This is a genomic window from Sutterella wadsworthensis 2_1_59BFAA (assembly GCF_000297775.1).
Taxonomy (GTDB): domain Bacteria; phylum Pseudomonadota; class Gammaproteobacteria; order Burkholderiales; family Burkholderiaceae_F; genus Sutterella; species Sutterella wadsworthensis_A.
Genome location: NZ_JH815515.1, coordinates 114422 through 130323, shown reverse-complemented (window position 1 = coordinate 130323; position 15902 = coordinate 114422). Strand labels below are relative to the sequence as shown.

General features: G+C 56.1%; 18 protein-coding genes. 17 read left to right on the top strand and 1 reads right to left on the bottom strand.

Annotated features, from left to right (window positions below):
* Nucleotides 1–8: 8 nt before the first annotated feature.
* The 12 genes from HMPREF9465_RS12250 to HMPREF9465_RS12235 all read left to right on the top strand — a co-directional run bounded on the left by HMPREF9465_RS12250 (nucleotide 9) and on the right by HMPREF9465_RS12235 (nucleotide 11202).
* Nucleotides 9–425 (top strand): hypothetical protein, encoded by a 417-nt coding sequence (locus HMPREF9465_RS12250; RefSeq protein ID WP_005434623.1) that lies wholly within the window; start codon nucleotides 9–11, stop codon nucleotides 423–425.
* A gap of 186 nt (nucleotides 426–611) precedes the next feature.
* Nucleotides 612–2579, top strand: coding sequence for a hypothetical protein (locus tag HMPREF9465_RS04780; protein WP_005434621.1), 1968 nt, complete (start codon nucleotides 612–614; stop codon nucleotides 2577–2579).
* 4 nt (nucleotides 2580–2583) lie between these two features.
* Complete coding sequence (locus HMPREF9465_RS04775; RefSeq protein WP_038006555.1) at nucleotides 2584–3072, top strand: phage baseplate protein; 489 nt, start codon at nucleotides 2584–2586, stop codon at nucleotides 3070–3072.
* A 5-nt stretch (nucleotides 3073–3077) separates the two neighbouring features.
* Nucleotides 3078–3398 carry a phage baseplate plug family protein gene (locus HMPREF9465_RS04770; RefSeq protein WP_051009001.1) on the top strand — a complete coding sequence of 107 codons (321 nt, stop codon included), beginning with the start codon at nucleotides 3078–3080 and terminating at the stop codon, nucleotides 3396–3398.
* On the top strand, nucleotides 3377–4234 hold the full coding sequence (locus HMPREF9465_RS04765) for a baseplate hub protein (RefSeq protein WP_005434618.1): 858 nt from the start codon (nucleotides 3377–3379) through the stop codon (nucleotides 4232–4234). The genes HMPREF9465_RS04770 and HMPREF9465_RS04765 overlap by 22 nt, the downstream gene beginning before the upstream one ends.
* 1 nt (nucleotide 4235) lies before the next feature.
* Nucleotides 4236–5003, top strand: coding sequence for a hypothetical protein (locus tag HMPREF9465_RS04760; protein WP_005434617.1), 768 nt, complete (start codon nucleotides 4236–4238; stop codon nucleotides 5001–5003).
* A 288-nt stretch (nucleotides 5004–5291) separates the two neighbouring features.
* Nucleotides 5292–5660: a hypothetical protein gene (locus HMPREF9465_RS04755; RefSeq protein WP_038006552.1), complete on the top strand. Its 369-nt coding sequence runs from the start codon at nucleotides 5292–5294 to the stop codon at nucleotides 5658–5660.
* A complete protein-coding gene (locus HMPREF9465_RS04750) occupies nucleotides 5641–6849 on the top strand; it encodes a baseplate J/gp47 family protein (protein ID WP_005434616.1) in 1209 nt (402 codons plus the stop codon). The genes HMPREF9465_RS04755 and HMPREF9465_RS04750 overlap by 20 nt, the downstream gene beginning before the upstream one ends.
* A gap of 2 nt (nucleotides 6850–6851) precedes the next feature.
* Nucleotides 6852–7484, top strand: a complete 633-nt coding sequence (locus tag HMPREF9465_RS04745; protein WP_038006686.1) for a DUF2612 domain-containing protein — start codon at nucleotides 6852–6854, stop codon at nucleotides 7482–7484.
* 293 nt (nucleotides 7485–7777) lie between these two features.
* Nucleotides 7778–8890, top strand: coding sequence for a hypothetical protein (locus tag HMPREF9465_RS12245; protein WP_051008999.1), 1113 nt, complete (start codon nucleotides 7778–7780; stop codon nucleotides 8888–8890).
* 12 nt (nucleotides 8891–8902) lie between these two features.
* The gene (locus HMPREF9465_RS12240; RefSeq protein ID WP_005434611.1) at nucleotides 8903–10741 is read left to right on the top strand and encodes a hypothetical protein; all 1839 of its coding nucleotides are present in this window, start codon (nucleotides 8903–8905) and stop codon (nucleotides 10739–10741) included.
* A gap of 5 nt (nucleotides 10742–10746) precedes the next feature.
* Nucleotides 10747–11202, top strand: a complete 456-nt coding sequence (locus tag HMPREF9465_RS12235) for a hypothetical protein (protein ID WP_005434609.1) — start codon at nucleotides 10747–10749, stop codon at nucleotides 11200–11202.
* A gap of 54 nt (nucleotides 11203–11256) precedes the next feature.
* Here the strand turns inward: HMPREF9465_RS12235 and HMPREF9465_RS04720 are convergent, their stop codons facing one another.
* Nucleotides 11257–12099: a glycosyltransferase family 25 protein gene (locus HMPREF9465_RS04720; protein ID WP_005434606.1), complete on the bottom strand. Its 843-nt coding sequence runs from the start codon at nucleotides 12097–12099 to the stop codon at nucleotides 11257–11259.
* Nucleotides 12100–12210: 111 nt separating this feature from the next.
* Between HMPREF9465_RS04720 and HMPREF9465_RS04715 the strand changes: the two genes are divergently transcribed.
* The 5 genes from HMPREF9465_RS04715 (at nucleotide 12211) to HMPREF9465_RS04695 (ending at nucleotide 14579) form a co-directional block, all read left to right on the top strand.
* Nucleotides 12211–12411, top strand: a complete 201-nt coding sequence (locus HMPREF9465_RS04715) for a hypothetical protein (RefSeq protein WP_231289345.1) — start codon at nucleotides 12211–12213, stop codon at nucleotides 12409–12411.
* 138 nt (nucleotides 12412–12549) lie between these two features.
* The gene (locus HMPREF9465_RS04710; RefSeq protein ID WP_005434603.1) at nucleotides 12550–12864 is read left to right on the top strand and encodes a phage holin family protein; all 315 of its coding nucleotides are present in this window, start codon (nucleotides 12550–12552) and stop codon (nucleotides 12862–12864) included.
* Nucleotides 12861–13316 (top strand): lysozyme, encoded by a 456-nt coding sequence (locus tag HMPREF9465_RS04705; RefSeq protein ID WP_005434602.1) that lies wholly within the window; start codon nucleotides 12861–12863, stop codon nucleotides 13314–13316. The genes HMPREF9465_RS04710 and HMPREF9465_RS04705 overlap by 4 nt, the downstream gene beginning before the upstream one ends.
* A gap of 1 nt (nucleotide 13317) precedes the next feature.
* Complete coding sequence (locus HMPREF9465_RS12230; RefSeq protein ID WP_005434600.1) at nucleotides 13318–13860, top strand: DUF7338 family protein; 543 nt, start codon at nucleotides 13318–13320, stop codon at nucleotides 13858–13860.
* Between the two features lie 269 nt (nucleotides 13861–14129).
* Nucleotides 14130–14579, top strand: a complete 450-nt coding sequence (locus HMPREF9465_RS04695; RefSeq protein WP_005434598.1) for a hypothetical protein — start codon at nucleotides 14130–14132, stop codon at nucleotides 14577–14579.
* Nucleotides 14580–15902 lie beyond the last annotated feature (1323 nt).

Below are 15902 nucleotides of genomic sequence, written 5' to 3'. Positions count from 1 at the left end.
GAGCGAACATGGACGTCTCTAAGATTGAAGTACAAGACGGCACGACGCTGAAGAGCTTCACGATCGCGCCCATGTCGGCTTACAAGGCCGAGCAGTGGATGTACCGCGCGGCTTTTGCCATGGGGCGTAACGTTGACGACATTCAGCAGGTTTTCAGCGACAAGCCCGCGGATTTGTTGAAGACCATCCTCACGATTCCCTACGACGAGGCACGCCCTCTGCTTGACGATCTCCTTTCGTGCTGCACGCTTGTGCAGGGTAATGCGCTGCGCCGCCTCGAAGGAGAGTCCGCGTGCGCCGTCATCGAGAGCCCGTTGACGCTCACGAAGCTCAGGATTGAATCGCTTCGTCGGAATTTCGGTTTTTTCTTCGATGGCGACGTCTTGAAGTCCCTTATGCCGCAAAGTACCGAAACGCCTGCCTAAAAGTAAAGGGCGTGGCGTCCTTTGCGAATGTTCCCAAGATCTGCGGCGCGATTGTCGCCGCAGGTTTGGCCAGCATGGTCGAGCTCAAAGAAAAGTTGACGCTTGAGGAGGCCTATGAGCTCCTTGAGGTTCTAGAGCTCCGTAACTACCATTCGTGGCTCGCACAACAAAGGTTAGAGAAAGAAAATGGCTAGTGTAGTAGACAGACTCGTAATCGCCCTCGGCCTCGACAGCGAGGAACTGAACAAAGGGCTCGAGAATGCGTCCAAGGCCGTCTCTGACCTCGGCAAGCGGATGGAGGTGAGCGGCGCCAAAATCGACCAGATGGCAGCCAGAGCGTCCAAGTCGACGCTTATGCTCGGCGGAGTCTCTGATGAGGTGGCCGAGCGCGTCATGGCGATCGGTACGGCTGGGCAGAAGGCCTCGCTCATCACCGGGCGAGCCATGGATGAACTGGCCGGACGCATGGGAAAGCTCGGCACGCTTTTCAAGGAGGTAGTTGCGCCATTCGCCTCGGTCTTTGCGGGCCACCAGCTCTTTCAGAATCTTTCTCAGGTGGGCGAGAGTCTCGACATTCTGAGCGAGAGAACGGGCGTTGCCACAGACAAGATCGACGCGTGGGCGAAGGCTAATCGTGACGCCGGCGGCAGCGAGGAGGCATTCAAAAGCGCACTGGAGTCGTGGACGGTAGACAAGCGCCGCTCAGCGGATGAGTTTTTCCGCATTGGCGAGGCCGTCAAGGGCATGACCGATCAGCAGGCATCGCACTTTTTGAATGCGATGGGGCTGAGCCAGGATGCGGCCGCAGTCTTTACTAAGTTCAAGGACAGCGCGAACGATGCGGCCGAGGCTTACAAGGGCGTTGCCTTCACACCGGAACAGGCAAAGGCCGCGCGCGAGATGAACATTCGCTGGCGGCAGTTCACTGATCAGGCGCAGGCGCTCGCCAACATGCTCGGCGTTACCGTGCTCCCGGTGGTGAACAAAGTGCTAAAGGTGATCGGCGACGGCGTTGCCTTCATCCGAGAGCACAGCCGCGCAGTCAAGCTCGTTTTGGCGGGCGTCGGTGCGGTTTTGGCTGCTACTTACGGCCGGTCGATCATTCAGGCGATCACGGCCTCGTCGACGTTCTTCAAGGTGCTCAAGAGCGGTCAGGGCATCATGGCGGCGCTCAACGCGACAATGCTCGCGAACCCCGTGGCCGTCGTGACTGCCGCTGTGGTTGCTCTCGCGTTGGCTTTCGATGATCTCTTCGCCTTCATTCGGGGCGGGAACTCGATTCTCGGCCGCTTCCTGAGCTTTATCGGCGTATCTGATGAAAGGATTCAGGCGATCCGCGAGACCTGTCAGGAATGGCTTGACGCCCTCATCAATCTCCCGGCTGAAGCCGTCAAGGCTCTCGGCGAATTGTGGGACGCGATCAAGTCAATCGGCAGCTCCTTCAAAGAAGGCGTGGCGGATTTCTTCGGCGGTGTCGGTGAGTTCTTCGCCTCCCTGCCGGATCGCGTAGCCGGTTCGATCGAGCAAACGATTGAGGCTGTTGGCGCACTGGGTGACGCTATAGGAGACGCAATTGAACGCGGGATACAGTCTGCCATTGACTGGGCGATGAGCTCGTTCAAGGCGTTGGTCGACCAACTTAGCGCGTGGATTTTTGATGCTCTCGATATTGGCGGGAAGATCAAGGGCGCGGCATCAGGCGTCGTGGACTCTGCCAAGGGCGTCATCAAGGATACTTTCGGCGGCATTGCGGACTTTTTCTCGGGGAACGATAGCGACGAGAAGGGGGCGGAAGCTCCAGTTCGAGTAAACGATCCGAAGATCGTTCGTGTCAAGTACGATGCTCCGGTTGCCTACGCCGGCATGCCATCGCAGGAAAGCTCTTCCGACACGCTCGCTCGCTTAGGTGATGCGCTTTCGGGCTTCTTCAGCGAGACGCCTATGCAGGCAACTGTCGGGAGCTTTGCAGCGGCTAAGTCTGCAATCGCAGGCCCGGGCGTGACGAACGACATGCAGATTCAGGTGACAAACAACATTCAGACGAATGGCAACCCTGAGGCCGTCGGGCAGGCCGTTGGCGGCGCGATGGACAATGCGTTGAGCCGTCGAAATCGCATGCTTGTGGCAGCGCAGTCTGGCGTAATTTCAAAGTGAGGAAATGATGGCCGAAGTTTGGGCAATCGTTGACGAGAATGCGCGGCCGTTCTGCGGCTACACGGCACTTGATGGATTCGAGGACAACTCGACAGCCAATGTTCCGACGGAGCCGCAGGAAAACGGGGCGTTATACGCTTATGACAAAGTGCCTCAGCCGTCCGAGTGTTCTGTCAGCCTCCTTTTCTCTGGCGACTATCAGGCACAGCAGGAAGCCGTTTCCAGGCTCGAGTCCTACCGGTGCGGTGTGCAGCTCTTTCGCATCCTAACGCCCTCTAAGGTGTATAGCCGCATGGCTGTCGTGTCGTACGGCTATACACGCTCGGCAACGAACGGAGCTAACGCGCTTGAAATCCATGTTGATTTCCGAGAGGTGCAATCGGCAAAGGTCGGCGGGGCGTCTGTTGCGTGGGCACCCAAGAGCGCCAATGCAGCGAACAAGGTGCAGACGGGGCAGGCGCAAGGGGGCCTCGTTGCCGATCTCTTTTCGTGAGGAAGATGATGATACGCATACCACTGCAGACGCTTCCTAATCAGGAGTTTTCCATCGTCCTTGATGGGCAAAACTGCGTTATAAATCTGCGGCAGATGGGCGGCTTTTTGTATCTCACGCTAACGGCTGATGAGGTCAAGATTTGCGACAGCCACGTGTGCCGCACGATGTCGCCTATCCCCGTGTGGAATACGCCTGATTTCGCAGGCAGGCTTTTCTTTCTTGACAGCGGTGGAAAATCCGCATCGCCTCAATACGATGCACTGGGCGACCGCTTTACGCTCAACTACGCGACGGAAGAAGAATGGCGAGCACTTACAGCTTAAAGGACATCCGAGTAACAATCACTCTTGACAAGAGCGGTGTGAACAACCAGCACACCTTCCAAGGCTTTGCCACGAATGTAGCAATCTCAAAGACGGGGGGCGTGGATTTCGCGACGGCGCAGGTTGAGATTTACGGCCTGTCGCTCGACACCATGGGGCAATTGACGACACTCGCCTTCAAGCCTCTCGGTCGTAGGTGGAATGCGATAGAGATCGCGGCCGGTGAGCAGGGGCAGGAGTTGCCTGTGATTTTTCGCGGGTGCGTCACGGTTGCATACGCCGATCTCAACGGTTCGAGCCCCGTGCTCAAGATAGAAGCGCAGGTTGGCGCATACCCGCTCCTTGAGCCCGCGTCGACTGTGAGCGTGCAGGGGTCTCAGGACGTCGGGGACTTTATCAAGTCTCAGAGTGCGCAGGCGGGGTTCGAGTATCAAAACGACGGTGTGCAGGCAACGGTTTCTGACATGACGGTCTACGGAGACCCGATCACAAAGATGAAAACGGTTGCGAATGCCGCAGGCGCGGACATCATCTTTGATGACGACAAGACGATCGTTGTGCCGAAGGACGGCGTAAGGCGTGCAGAAGGCGGCGTGCCCGTTGTCTCTGCTGACACAGGGATGATTGGGTATCCGACGTTTACGAATACGGGCATCCAGTGCAGGACGTTTTTCCGTCCAGAGCTACGAGTGGCGGCGGCGGTGAGTGTGCAGACGATCGTCCCTCATGCTTCAGGCGTATGGAAGATCACTCAGCTTCAACATTCTTTGAGCGCGCACAACCCTGGGGCGAGTTCTTGGGAAACGTCCTTTGATGGCATGTGGTTAGGAGAATGAAATGTCAGAGTACGCACAGCCGCAGAACGCGTTTACATCGGGCTCACAAATCAACGTCCTGGATTTTCTGATTCGCTCGGTCATCAAGGGCATGGTCAATACCGCGATTCCCGTGCGAGTGGACACGATCACGCGTCCCGGTGATGGTGCGGGCGCTGGATACCTGAGCGCGACGCCGCTAGTCAAGATGCGAAGTGCGTCCGGCGAGGCGCTCGAGCCTGTTTCCATTCCTAAGCTCAGGTGGTTTCGGCTTCAGCACGGTACGGCCGCACTGATTTGTGACCCGAAGCCTGGGGACGTTGGTTTGGCTGTCTTCGCACAGCAAGACGTGTCGACGCTTACGGGCGGAAACGAAGCTGTTCAACCGGGTAGCTTCCGATGCTACGACATGAGCGACGGGTTCTACTTGGGCGGTTTCTGGGGGCAGACTCCGACAACTTTCGTCAGGGTCGAAGAGACTGGGGACATAACAATTACGGCACCGAAAACCGTGACGATCAATACGAACGTGGAGACGATCAACGCGAAATCATCGTGCACCGTCAACACGGCTACGGCGACGATCAATGCGAGCTCCAATTGCAAGATCGACACCCCCGAGACCCACATCACGGGCACGCTTAAGGTTGATGGAAAAATCACAGGCTTGGGTGGTCTTGCGGTATCGGGCGGCGGGGCTACGGTCTCAGGTGATGTTGTGGCAGATGGAATCAGCCTAAAGGGTCATGTTCATACCTGCCCAGATGGCACCACGAGCGCGCCGCATTGAACCTAAACAGATCAAAAAAAAGCACCCCGCAGGGAGTGGCATCCTTGCGGGGTTTTTGCATTCATTTTTAGCAAGAGTGAATGAACGCATGAATATTTTACGATTTTTAGAAAGGCACGTCCTAATGTTCATGTCAAACAAAGATTTACCGCCTTACGGGAAAGTATTTGCGTGGGCGGTTTGTGCCGCCGCGTGGCTATGCGTGATCGTCGCGGCTGTCGCGGCTTTTCGCGGGCTCTTCCAGTGACCACAGATGGCAACTCCTTAATTTTCCTTAGAGGTTCGCATATGACGCATACGGCCTACACAGCAGAGCTTTCGTCAGAGTGGGACTTACAGCTTGACGGAAACGGGAATGTGGCGATGCTTCGTGAAGCCCCGGCGATCTTGCAAAACGTCTGCAACGAGGGGCGGCTTTTCTACCACGATGCCGTCTTTCGGTGGGATCAAGGGATCAATTGGTTTTCGGACCAAATCGCTCAGCCGATACAGGAAGCCATTACAACGGAAGATTTGCGTTCGGCGGCATTGAGTGTGCCAGGCGTGCTTACGGTTGAGTCGGTTCAGCTAAAGGCGCTTGATACAACAACACGTGTTTTGAGCGCTGAGGTACAGGTAACAACAGAGGGCGGCAGTTATGGCACAGCTAGAATTTAACGCGGATACTGGGGTGGTCGTCCCGACCGTTAAGGAGGTGCGAGACGACGTTGCCTCGGGCTTTCAGGAGGCCTTTAAAGTCAGTGACTCCGACCCGCTCCTAAACGTGGATTCGGCATCGCCCATGGGCCAGGTCGTGGACTTGGTGACGACTGAAGTTGCGGCTAAAAATCGTGAGGTGGCTTTCCTTGCGAACCAGCTCAATCCGAAGACCGCAACGGGTGTTTTCCTCGATGCCCTAGCCGCGCTCTATGGGCTCACACGCAAGATTTCGGAGCCGACGGTCGTCGTCTGTACATGTACTGGTTTGAAAGGCACTGCCATTCCTTACGGCGCGATTGTGCAGGATACGCAGGGCAATCAGCTCCGACACGCCGTGGCTGGCGGGGTGATGATCCCGGATTCCGGCAGCGTCGACACTCAGTTTTCCTGCGTTGAGCACGGTGCCATTGAGATCGGCGCAAAGACCGTGACGCAGATCGTGACGGTGATCGCGGGGTGGGATTCGGTGACGAACGCTGCCGCGGGGAACACCGGGCGAGACGAGGAGCCGGACGGCGAGCTACTCAATCGCATGAAGCAGAGCTATGCGATCAATGCGAACGGGACGGTTGAGAACATGCAGTCCAATTTGTCCGCACTTGAAGGCGTTCTCGACTGTGTGGTCTTGGAAAACTATACGAACGAAACCCAAACTCAGTACGGGATATCGATCAAGGGCCACAGCGTGGCGGTCTGCATTGTCGGCGGGGATGATGACGATATTGCCCGCACGATCTTTGAGCGCAAGAGCGCGGGGTGCGGGACGGTGGGCGACACTCAGGTTGCGTTCATTGACACCGAGCATTTCAACGCGTCTTATGTCTATAACATCGTCCGACCGACGGCGGTGGACTTTACCGTCAAGGTGACGTTCTTCAGCGACGACATGGACGCTGTGACGCAAGCCAATGTCAAAGCAGCGATCATCTCTGACTTCCTTGGGGAGCTCAAAAACGCCCGAGTGAAGCTCGCTACGACGGTTTACGCAAGCCGATTCTATAAGTGCATTCAGGACGTGACGGATGCCCCAATCAAAGAAATCGTCATCGGCATCTCTGGGGGCTCACAGTCCTCTAGCGTTGACGTGCCTGCGAACAAAAGCCCGACGTTGTCGGAAAAGTCAATCACGCTTGCTTTCGGGGGCTGATGATGGCAGAAACACAGACGTGGGAGGACATCCTGAGCGTTGACTGCGTTCAGAACATGGCCGACTTTGCCGACATGTCGACGGACGCGATTCAGTCCCAGTACTCGCACGCGACGCGCATCCGGCAGAGTGCATCGATGCTCAGGGACAAGATCGATGCTACAGAGTTACTCGAAAGCCTCCAGCAAACGATTGCTGACATGCGAACGGCTAAGGGGGTGTACCTTGACTGGTGGGGCACGCGCGTAGGCGTCAGCCGCTTACTGAAAGTCGGCTCGGATTTCACGCGGTTTGATGACGACTACTACCGATTCCTGTTGTTTTATCGTGCGAGGTGCAATCTTTCGAACGCAACTGCCGCAACGATGAACAACATGCTCAGTCAGTTGACGGATACCAAGGTGTTTGTGGTTGATTACCAAAATATGACTATCAATTCGATTGTCATCATTGGGAGCATTAGTGAATTGCAGGCTCAAATCCTTGAGGTGTATGGGCTTTTGAACCGTCCATCGGGCGTGCTGACGAATTTTTTGATCATTTACCCAGACGAGCAGATTTTTGGGTTTGAGGGAAGCGGCTTGCTTCCCTTTGACCAAGGCGTGTTCAATCCTGGGCGAACGATTGGCACATGAGCCAATTCCAAAAGAAACGAAACCCCACAGGGCTGCAACCTTGTGGGGTTTTTTAGTCCCTCAAGAACAAAAGGAGAAGGGAACTATGCGAAAGATTATAACCGCGATCACTACGGCGGTGGTCATCAACAAGATGGTGAGTTTTATGACGAAGAATGAACCAGGCGTCGAATTAAATATTGGGTTTCGGATTTTCCGTATTGCCGTGTGGATAACCGCTACAACAGGATGTTTGGCATTGATGGCGTGGTTGGTCGCGTTTGCGTGGGCTGAGATTAGAAGTCTTATTTAGGATGGAAAAGATGAGCAAATATCCTCAAACTTTACTTTCGTGCCCCATTGCCCAAGACGGTGACAGGAGCGCAGTTCCGGTGACGGCGCTTGAGGCAGGAACAGGTAGGCTATCGCAGGAAGAGGGGTGGGGCAAATGGAACTCCTTGCCGATCGGTGAGGGCGGCATTCCTCCAAAGCGAGACGACTTCAATTCGGTTCTCTACTTGCTTTCGTCGTTCCTTGTTTGGTACCAGCAGGGCGGCCTGATGAACTATAGCGCCACCTTGGATTATGAGCCCGGGAACGAAGTGTTGGTCGGGACGGTCAAGTACCGCTGCATCAAAGCCAATGGCCCGTCTTCGACGGTCAAGTCTCCGACTGACCAGGCAAACTCTGCCTATTGGTCGAATCAGGATGTCGGCGAGGTTCGCTATGACAAGGCGCAGTCTCTCACAACCTCTGATCAGGCGCGAGCGCGCAAAAACATCGACGTTCAGAGCACCTCAGAAGTCGCCAAGCAACTCGCAGACGCCATCAAAGGCTTCGTTGCTTTTGACAAGGCGCAGAGCCTGAGCAATGAACAGAAGGCTCAGGCGCGCACCAATATCGGCGTGACGAGCTCAGGCGACATGAATGACGCGATTGAGGAGGCCGTTGCGGATGTCGTCAAGCACACGCCTCAAAGTCTCAACGCGAATCAGCAGGCGCAGGCCCGAAAGAACATCGGGGCGGCCCCAGTTGCTTCGCCGACCTTTACGGGAACCCCTACGGTGCCAACTGCCGCCTCCGGTGATAGCTCTCAGCAGGTCGCTAACACGGCGTGGGTAAAAAATGCGATCAGCTCTTCGGCATCTGAAGACTATGTTGTTGAAACGCATCGATCGGGCTCGACGTGGTACAGAAAGTGGAAGTCTGGCTTCATCGAACAGCACGGGACGATTGGCGGCGGTTCGGGCACCGCGAAATTTGTCACTCCGTTCAAATATCCCGATTCCGTTTCGCTTCAGCTAACGGCGACGGGCGGCGGTCATCCTGACGACTGCTACACGATTGCGAAGGTTGTGGACGGCAGCTCCTTTTCGTACAACATCCGCCGCTTCAACGGCGGCAACTGGTACGCGGCAGGGTACTAAGGATCCAGTAATATGGCATCAAAGGAATTTCAATTTCATTACGTCAAAACGCCCACGGGTTCAATTAGCGGTCAGTCCGTACTGACGCAGACCGAGGACGCGATCAATGACTTGGGCGATTACATGGTCGATGCTACGGCCGACGCGACCGAGGCGCTGAATAAAGCCACCGAAGCGCTCAATACGGCGAATACGGCTCAGCAGAATGCGTCTGAAGCGCTTTCTACAGCCAATGCGGCTAGCGGCAAGGTGAACAGCCTTGAGACCGTTGTCAACTCGTGGGACGCGACGATCAAGGACAGCAACGCGAAGGCGTCTCAAGCTGTGAGTACGGCGAATGCGGCGAACACGAAGTCTGCTCAGGCCGTGAGTACAGCGAACTCTGCGAACACGAAGTCCGATCAAGCTGTAAAGACGGCGAACACGGCTTCGAGCACGGCGAACACCGCGAAGACGAACTCTGAAACTGCCGTTGCCGATGCGCTTGAAGCAAAAGAGATCGCTAAAGAAGCTAAGGCGATTGCCGAAGAGGCCGTCGTAGACTCTGATGCCGATGTGGCAACGATGCGTCAGCTACTGGCCGAGACGAAGGCGCAGGCACAGAATGCCTCGACCTCTGCCGCCGCTTCCCAGTCGTCTGCGAATGAGTCTGCAGACTACTCTACGCTCTCTCAGGCGTGGGCGGTTAAGATGGACGGCAAGGTGACTGAAGGCAACGTCCCGGACGGAACGGAGGTTGACTACTCATCGAAGTACTACGCTCAGCAGGCGAAGGCTAGTGCGGATGCGGCTGATGCCTCTGAAGCCTCTGCGCTCTCTTCGAAGAACGCGGCGGCATCGAGCGCGGCGGCGGCCAAGACTAGCGAGACGAATTCGAAGGCTAGTGAGACTGCGGCAAAGGCTTCACAGGATGCAGCGGCGGCCAGTGCATCTGCGGCAAAAACGTCGGAGACTAATGCCCTTTCGTCTAAGAACGTAGCGGCTGCGAGCGCAAGCGCGGCTAAGGCTAGCGAAGCTAATGCCAAGACCTCGGAGACCAATGCCAAGACGTCCGAGACCGCGGCGTCTTCGTCCAAGTCTGCGGCGGCGTCCAGTGCGTCGGCCGCAAAGGCTAGCGAGACGAATGCCGCGGCATCAAAGACTTCCGCCGCCTCGTCTGCTTCTGCCGCGTCGACCTCTGCTACGAATGCCGCGAATTCACAAAAAGCCGCCGCGTCTAGCGCTACCTCAGCCGCTAACGCGCAGAAGGCCGCGGAGGCCGCGCGCGATCTCGCTCAGCAATATGCGTCGCAGAATGCGTATGCTGTCGTATATGATGCGCAGACGCTCACGACAGCCCAGCAGGCGCAGGCCCGAAAGAACATCGGAGCGATTTCGGCAGCCGAGGCCCCCGCCCCCGACCTGACGCCGTACCTCACGAAGGCCGACGCCGCCTCGACGTACTTGGGCATCAACGCCAAGGCGAAGACCGCAGGAACGGCGGATACGGTGCCTTGGACGGGCGTGAGCGGTAAGCCCAATCTCGTTCGTAGTGTCAACGGAATTTTGCCGGGAACTGATGGGAATGTAACTATTCCTATTCCGGCACGGATGATGCCTAACTATGGATCGTACGTTCAAATTGGTGCAGGGGATTACACTCCGAGCGAAGATGGTTGGCTGAGACTCGAAAATATGAATAGCGGTGACTATACGGGCGGGAAAGTCATACACAAAGCCAGCGGTGCCTTAATTCTTGAGTTCTATCAAAACAGATACCCTGGGAATGCGACAATGATGCTCCCTGTACGAGCCGGAGAAACATATACCGTTAGCAATCCAGGCAAGATTTATTTCCATAAAATGATGTGAATATTATGACCCAAAGATACAAGATTCAAAATGAGAACACCAAAGAGGTGCTTATTGCCATTGGTGAGGACATCGAGTGGTTCGAAGCAATGGGTTATACGGAAGTTGGAGAAGTAGAGCAAGCCTACGATGGACGCTATTACGTCGCGGGCTATGAGCCTGAGATTCCAGATGAAGAGTTGGAGGCAAGGCATCTCGCAGAAGCAAAGCGCGAGAGAGCTGAGCAGGTTGGCGCAATCCTCGTCGAGGTCGATGGGATGGTCTTTGATGGTGGAGAGCGTGCCCAAACTAGAATGGGGAACGCTATTCGCGCGGCTGAGATTTCAGGGCTCTCGTCTTTCGACTGGGTGTTGGCAAACGACGAGGTCGCGACAGTCACGCTTGAGCAACTGAAAGAGGCGTTTGCAAAGTCCGTAGGGACAATGTGTGAGCTCTGGCCTAGACCTTACGAGCGGGCATAACGGCGTTAACTATCGAGAAAGTTGGCACCCCCGCTCTAGGCGATAGGACGATCCTCAATCGTGCGTCAGCGTTAAAGAACGTTTCTTTTGGAACATCGTTGTAAGGCGATAGCCACCGGACTTGATGGCACGAAGCAAACGCACTTTTACGCTCGTCGGTAGGCGTCTGCGGCAGGCTCGGTCTCCGATGTTCGATGGGCCATCAAGCGTCCAGACGCAAGCCGAAAGCAATCTATGCGGAGGGAAACGTTTCGCGAAGTCGGAGTAAGGACAGAACAGCCAGTCGTCGACGGGAGCCGGTATCGGCATATAGGTAGCTAATGCGTAGGCAGCGGCTTCGCGATGAATCAGATACGCAAAGGTGCAAAGCGGTGTTGGCTGGATGATCCGAAACAATTCCGTGTCATGAACTGGATAGTTTTCTCCGACAGTGAACGTTTGACGGGACCCGTGGAGCTGGATGACGTGGACCCCTTGAGGAATCCAATCGGAAGAGGTAGCGAACAGCTTGAAGCGGGGCGATAGGACGATGTCGTCCTCCATGATCAAGCCCCATTCGCAGTTGCTTTTTACGAGCTTTTCCCAACAGGCTGCGTGCGATAGGAAGCATGCAATCTCAGTTGGCCACAGCGCTTTTCTGAAGACGAATTTCTCGGGGGCATCGTAGGGGGCCTCTAGCCGGGCGAGTTCCTCAGAACTCAATTTACGACCGTCTATAGCGTGGATGCGTTGGAAGGAGAGGCCCTGCGCGGAAAGTTGTTTTGAAATCGATTCTAGGCGCTCGGCCGAGCGATCAAGGTTAACCACTAAACGAAGAATGTTGGTTGGGGGGGGTAACATCTTGAAACATGTTTGATATGGGTGCAAAAAATGGCTCACGGTTGTTGGCTCACCCATGAGCATGGTACGTATACATAACTTTATCACACCGCCTTTAGGCGGTTTTTTTGTATGTGGGGTTTGATTGTCAAGGCGCTGAAGGAGGCGCTAAAGGAAAAGGTGTATGACATGACGAAAAACGAAGTGAAGGAATGGCTCGACAAGCTCGGCGTCAAGGTCGAGGAAGTGACGGACGAGCTCATCGCCAAGGTTGAGGCCCAGAAGGCTCTGCTCGATGCGGAGACGCGTCGCAAGACGCGCCTCTTCTGGGGCCCGGTTGGGCTTTTGATTGGCGCGGTCGTCGGCTATGTTTGCGCGGCCTTTTTCTGAGAACTGCGGGGTTTTTCTTTTCTTTGAGCTTCGCGTCCCTAAACCAACATCGACTCCCCTGAGGATATCCCACGGGGGATTTTTTTATGCGCGTGTGCTTGAGGTCTCGTCAGAGACTCAAGGCATGCGGGAGGTTGCATGCCATACAGAGATTTGAGTGACGGGCAGCTTCTGGCCGCCGCAGGTGGTTTTGCGACGATCTGCGGCTGGCTTTCGTACCTGCTGAAGGTACAGGAAGGAAAGGCTTTCACATGGCGAGAGTTTTTGCTTCATGGTGCGATCAGTGCTGTGTGCGGTTTGATCTGCTACGAGGTGCTTTTTTACGAAGGGTTCCCGCCGCAGTTGTGTGGGGCCTTGAGCGGCATGGCTGGGTGGGGCGGCACGCGGGTGATCCGTCTTCTTGAGGTTGTTCTGCAGAAGCGCCTTGGTCTGGATAAGGAGGATTTGAAATGAAGAATTTTGGCGAGTATTCGGCTGAGTCCGCGATGGACTTCATTGAGGCGTGGGAAGGGTGTCGCTTGCAGGCGTACAAGTGTCCTGCTGGCGTTTGGACGATCGGCGTCGGCCACACTGGCCCCGACGTGCATGAGGGCGACGAGATCACCTACGCGCAGAGCCGTGAGCTCCTGCGCAAGGACATCGAGGCCGTGGTCAAGGCCCTTGCGCCGTTCGTGAATGTGCACGTGACTGAGGGCCAGTACGTCGCGCTCGTTAGCCTTGCATTCAACGTGGGCGCGTCCTACGTCGTGCACAACTGCCCGAGGCTCATGAGGGCCCTCAATGCAGGCGACGTCGAGCAGGCCGCGCATCAGTTCCTCGACATCACGAAGGCGGGCGGCAAGGAGCTTCCGGGGCTCGTCCGCCGCCGCAAGTCCGAAGCGAAGCTTTTCCTTGGGGAGGACTGAGATGGTCTACTTGCGTTGGCTTCTTTCGATGCCTCTGAGCTACCTGATGCTTCTCGTCGGCTTGATCCTCGCGCCCGTTCTTCCGTTCTTCGTGGACAAGGAAACGCACCGTCTGCCGAAATGGCTCGATTGGTTCGCCACTGACGACAACGACGCAGACGGCGACGAGGGCCACTGGCAACGATGGCCGGGGACGGATGCCTGGGCGACGTACAAACGTCGAGTCGCGTGGATGTGGCGCAACACGTCCTATGGCTTCGACATCAACGTTCTCGGGGTCGAGGTGCGCTCGAGCGACTCGTGGGAGGTGACTGGCGATGAGAATGCCTCCGACACGAACGGCGTGTCAGGCACGTGCCGCAGGCGTTGCCGCTGCGATGGGAAGCTCATCGCGTTCCAGCTGTACTACATCAAGCACTACAGGTTGCTCGGCAGGCCGTGCTGTGTGCGGATCAACGTGGGTTGGAAGCTGTGGGGATCCCGAGACAAGAAGGCACAGTACGTCGGTATTTACCTGAATCCCGTGAAGGGATGGAAGCTGTGAGCTAGACGCCACAGAAATGAAAAGCCGCTCAGGGGCGGAATCCTGAACGGCTCGTAAGACCCAAAACGCGAAAGGTGTCTATGGGAGATATTTTACCAAATTTGATTGCCGCATTGCGGCTTGGAGAGTTGATGATGGAAGAGGAACTGACGTGGCAGGCTGTCGGGATGTACGTCGTTTTCTTGGCGCTCGGGGGCGTAGCGATTGCGTGGGGAATGGCGAAGGCAGTCAGGGCGTGGCGTGACGCGTTGAAATGATGAGGAAATGAGATGACTTCTTGGATGAAGGCGGCGGGTTCTGTAGCCGCAGTCGTCGGGATCTTCGTCGCGGGCTACCAGTATGCCGCCGCGCTGTACGGCGAAGACATTGCCGCCTTGCGCGAGGACTACGCTACCCGCGCGCAGTCGCTCGAGATCAAGTACAGGGAGAAGGAGAGAACCTATGCACAGAGCCTGGTTGAAGCGTGGGAGGTGCGCGATGCCGCACTGGCTCGCGCTAGTGACTTGTCTGGCGACCTTGACAGGGTGCGCCTCGAGGCCGACGCCGCCCGCCGTCGACTGTCCGGAGCCGGTCCGGATTCCTGCAAGTCTTGCAGAGAGCAGCTTGCCAGATGCGCGGACCTACTCGGCAGAGGCGCAGGCCTGGTTCGACGAGGTGTCGACCTTTCTGAGCGGACTGCGATAGACAAAGATGCTATGGCGATGATTGTGAGCCAGTGAAGTGCTAAACTCCACGCAACAACACTCGGCACGCCTCTCGATTGACGCGCAACCCGCCGAGTTACCCGCCCCTAAGAGCCAAAAACCGCCTCGGAACCTAGACGTCAGTCCGTTGCGGACTCAGGTGCAACTCCTGAGAGGGGAGCCAATTCCATGCCCTCGATTCATTGCCGATTCGGGGGCATTTTCGTGGCGTCACGAAAATGATGGGTGAGAAAATGGGGTAGGCGTCTAGATCCGCTTTTTTAGCCCGAAACCGTTGCGGCGCAACGTTTGAGGGATGGCGCCTAAACCTGTTGTATAATAGAAGTCTCCTAAAAAAAGTTAAACCTCCTCCGAGGTAGTTGGCGCTACCTCGGATTTTTTGCGGCGGTTTTTCCGTGACTCGGTAGCCGGGGATGCGCTGATGGCGCATTCAAAGGGTTCGACTCCCGACAGCCGCTCCAGATTCCGCGCCACGCGCCCCCGTGTTCCCCTTTCCCGCTCATCCTTTGTGTACATGACTAGTCAAGCGGGTCGCAGGTCTGTTAACCGCCTGCGAGGGGACTTTTCACCAGTCCGCGAAGCCGTGCTACAATCGGCAACGGATTCTACTCTGGCGGGTAGTATCTAGCGGACTCCTATGCCGCATAAAGCCCCTGCGCTATTCGCGTGGGGGCTTTATTTTTTTTGCCTACCGTTTCTCCTCGGGCATGGTCTTCCTGATCTGCTCGGCAATCCACTTCGAGCCTCCCAGTTCCCTCAGGCACTCGCTTCGTTCGATGCGGTCTGCGCGGAACACTTCCCCGACGCGCCCGACTGGGCGATCAGAAGTGCGAGGCGAACGATTGAAGCCAGGTTCTACCAGTGCTAGACTGAAAGCACGAAAAAAGCCCCGGGGGGATGACCCTCGGGGCTTTCTCGTTGACAAAATTGGGGCAAAAATTGGGGCAAAACCCAAACTCCCTTCTGGAAGCCTTCTGCCACAACGAATCCTGGCGGAGAAGGGGTCTGTCGAACCCCGTTAGACATCTCCTAGACATCCCCTAGACATCCCTTAGACATTTCCCCGTTGAGCCGTGGGTTTTCGCCCGTTTTCGGTTAGCATGATGGGACAGAGTTAGACATCTGTTAGACATCTTCTAGACATTTTCTAGACAGACAAAATTGGGGCAAAATTGGGTTCATCTCGGAAGTCCGTGGAACGCGGCCTTGACTTTTAAGAAAAAGTCTGGTCGGCTCCCTCCAAGAAAAAAAGTAGCGCTCACTCCAAATTTCAGGCAGATTCAAGTTACTAGAGAAGAACCGCGAAAAAAGGATGAGCGCTATGACCAATATTGTAGG

What these genes read in the sequence shown, in the direction of transcription:
- HMPREF9465_RS12250 (WP_005434623.1), top strand. Translation starts at nt 9, where the DNA reads ATGGACGTCTCTAAGATTGAAGTACAAGACGGCACGACGCTGAAGAGC.
- HMPREF9465_RS04780 (WP_005434621.1), top strand. Translation starts at nt 612, where the DNA reads ATGGCTAGTGTAGTAGACAGACTCGTAATCGCCCTCGGCCTCGACAGC.
- HMPREF9465_RS04775 (WP_038006555.1), top strand. Translation starts at nt 2,584, where the DNA reads ATGATGGCCGAAGTTTGGGCAATCGTTGACGAGAATGCGCGGCCGTTC.
- HMPREF9465_RS04770 (WP_051009001.1), top strand. Translation starts at nt 3,078, where the DNA reads ATGATGATACGCATACCACTGCAGACGCTTCCTAATCAGGAGTTTTCC.
- HMPREF9465_RS04765 (WP_005434618.1), top strand. Translation starts at nt 3,377, where the DNA reads ATGGCGAGCACTTACAGCTTAAAGGACATCCGAGTAACAATCACTCTT.
- HMPREF9465_RS04760 (WP_005434617.1), top strand. Translation starts at nt 4,236, where the DNA reads ATGTCAGAGTACGCACAGCCGCAGAACGCGTTTACATCGGGCTCACAA.
- HMPREF9465_RS04755 (WP_038006552.1), top strand. Translation starts at nt 5,292, where the DNA reads ATGACGCATACGGCCTACACAGCAGAGCTTTCGTCAGAGTGGGACTTA.
- HMPREF9465_RS04750 (WP_005434616.1), top strand. Translation starts at nt 5,641, where the DNA reads ATGGCACAGCTAGAATTTAACGCGGATACTGGGGTGGTCGTCCCGACC.
- HMPREF9465_RS04745 (WP_038006686.1), top strand. Translation starts at nt 6,852, where the DNA reads ATGGCAGAAACACAGACGTGGGAGGACATCCTGAGCGTTGACTGCGTT.
- HMPREF9465_RS12245 (WP_051008999.1), top strand. Translation starts at nt 7,778, where the DNA reads ATGGAAAAGATGAGCAAATATCCTCAAACTTTACTTTCGTGCCCCATT.
- HMPREF9465_RS12240 (WP_005434611.1), top strand. Translation starts at nt 8,903, where the DNA reads ATGGCATCAAAGGAATTTCAATTTCATTACGTCAAAACGCCCACGGGT.
- HMPREF9465_RS12235 (WP_005434609.1), top strand. Translation starts at nt 10,747, where the DNA reads ATGACCCAAAGATACAAGATTCAAAATGAGAACACCAAAGAGGTGCTT.
- HMPREF9465_RS04720 (WP_005434606.1), bottom strand. Translation starts at nt 12,099, where the DNA reads ATGGGTGAGCCAACAACCGTGAGCCATTTTTTGCACCCATATCAAACA.
- HMPREF9465_RS04715 (WP_231289345.1), top strand. Translation starts at nt 12,211, where the DNA reads ATGACGAAAAACGAAGTGAAGGAATGGCTCGACAAGCTCGGCGTCAAG.
- HMPREF9465_RS04710 (WP_005434603.1), top strand. Translation starts at nt 12,550, where the DNA reads ATGCCATACAGAGATTTGAGTGACGGGCAGCTTCTGGCCGCCGCAGGT.
- HMPREF9465_RS04705 (WP_005434602.1), top strand. Translation starts at nt 12,861, where the DNA reads ATGAAGAATTTTGGCGAGTATTCGGCTGAGTCCGCGATGGACTTCATT.
- HMPREF9465_RS12230 (WP_005434600.1), top strand. Translation starts at nt 13,318, where the DNA reads ATGGTCTACTTGCGTTGGCTTCTTTCGATGCCTCTGAGCTACCTGATG.
- HMPREF9465_RS04695 (WP_005434598.1), top strand. Translation starts at nt 14,130, where the DNA reads ATGACTTCTTGGATGAAGGCGGCGGGTTCTGTAGCCGCAGTCGTCGGG.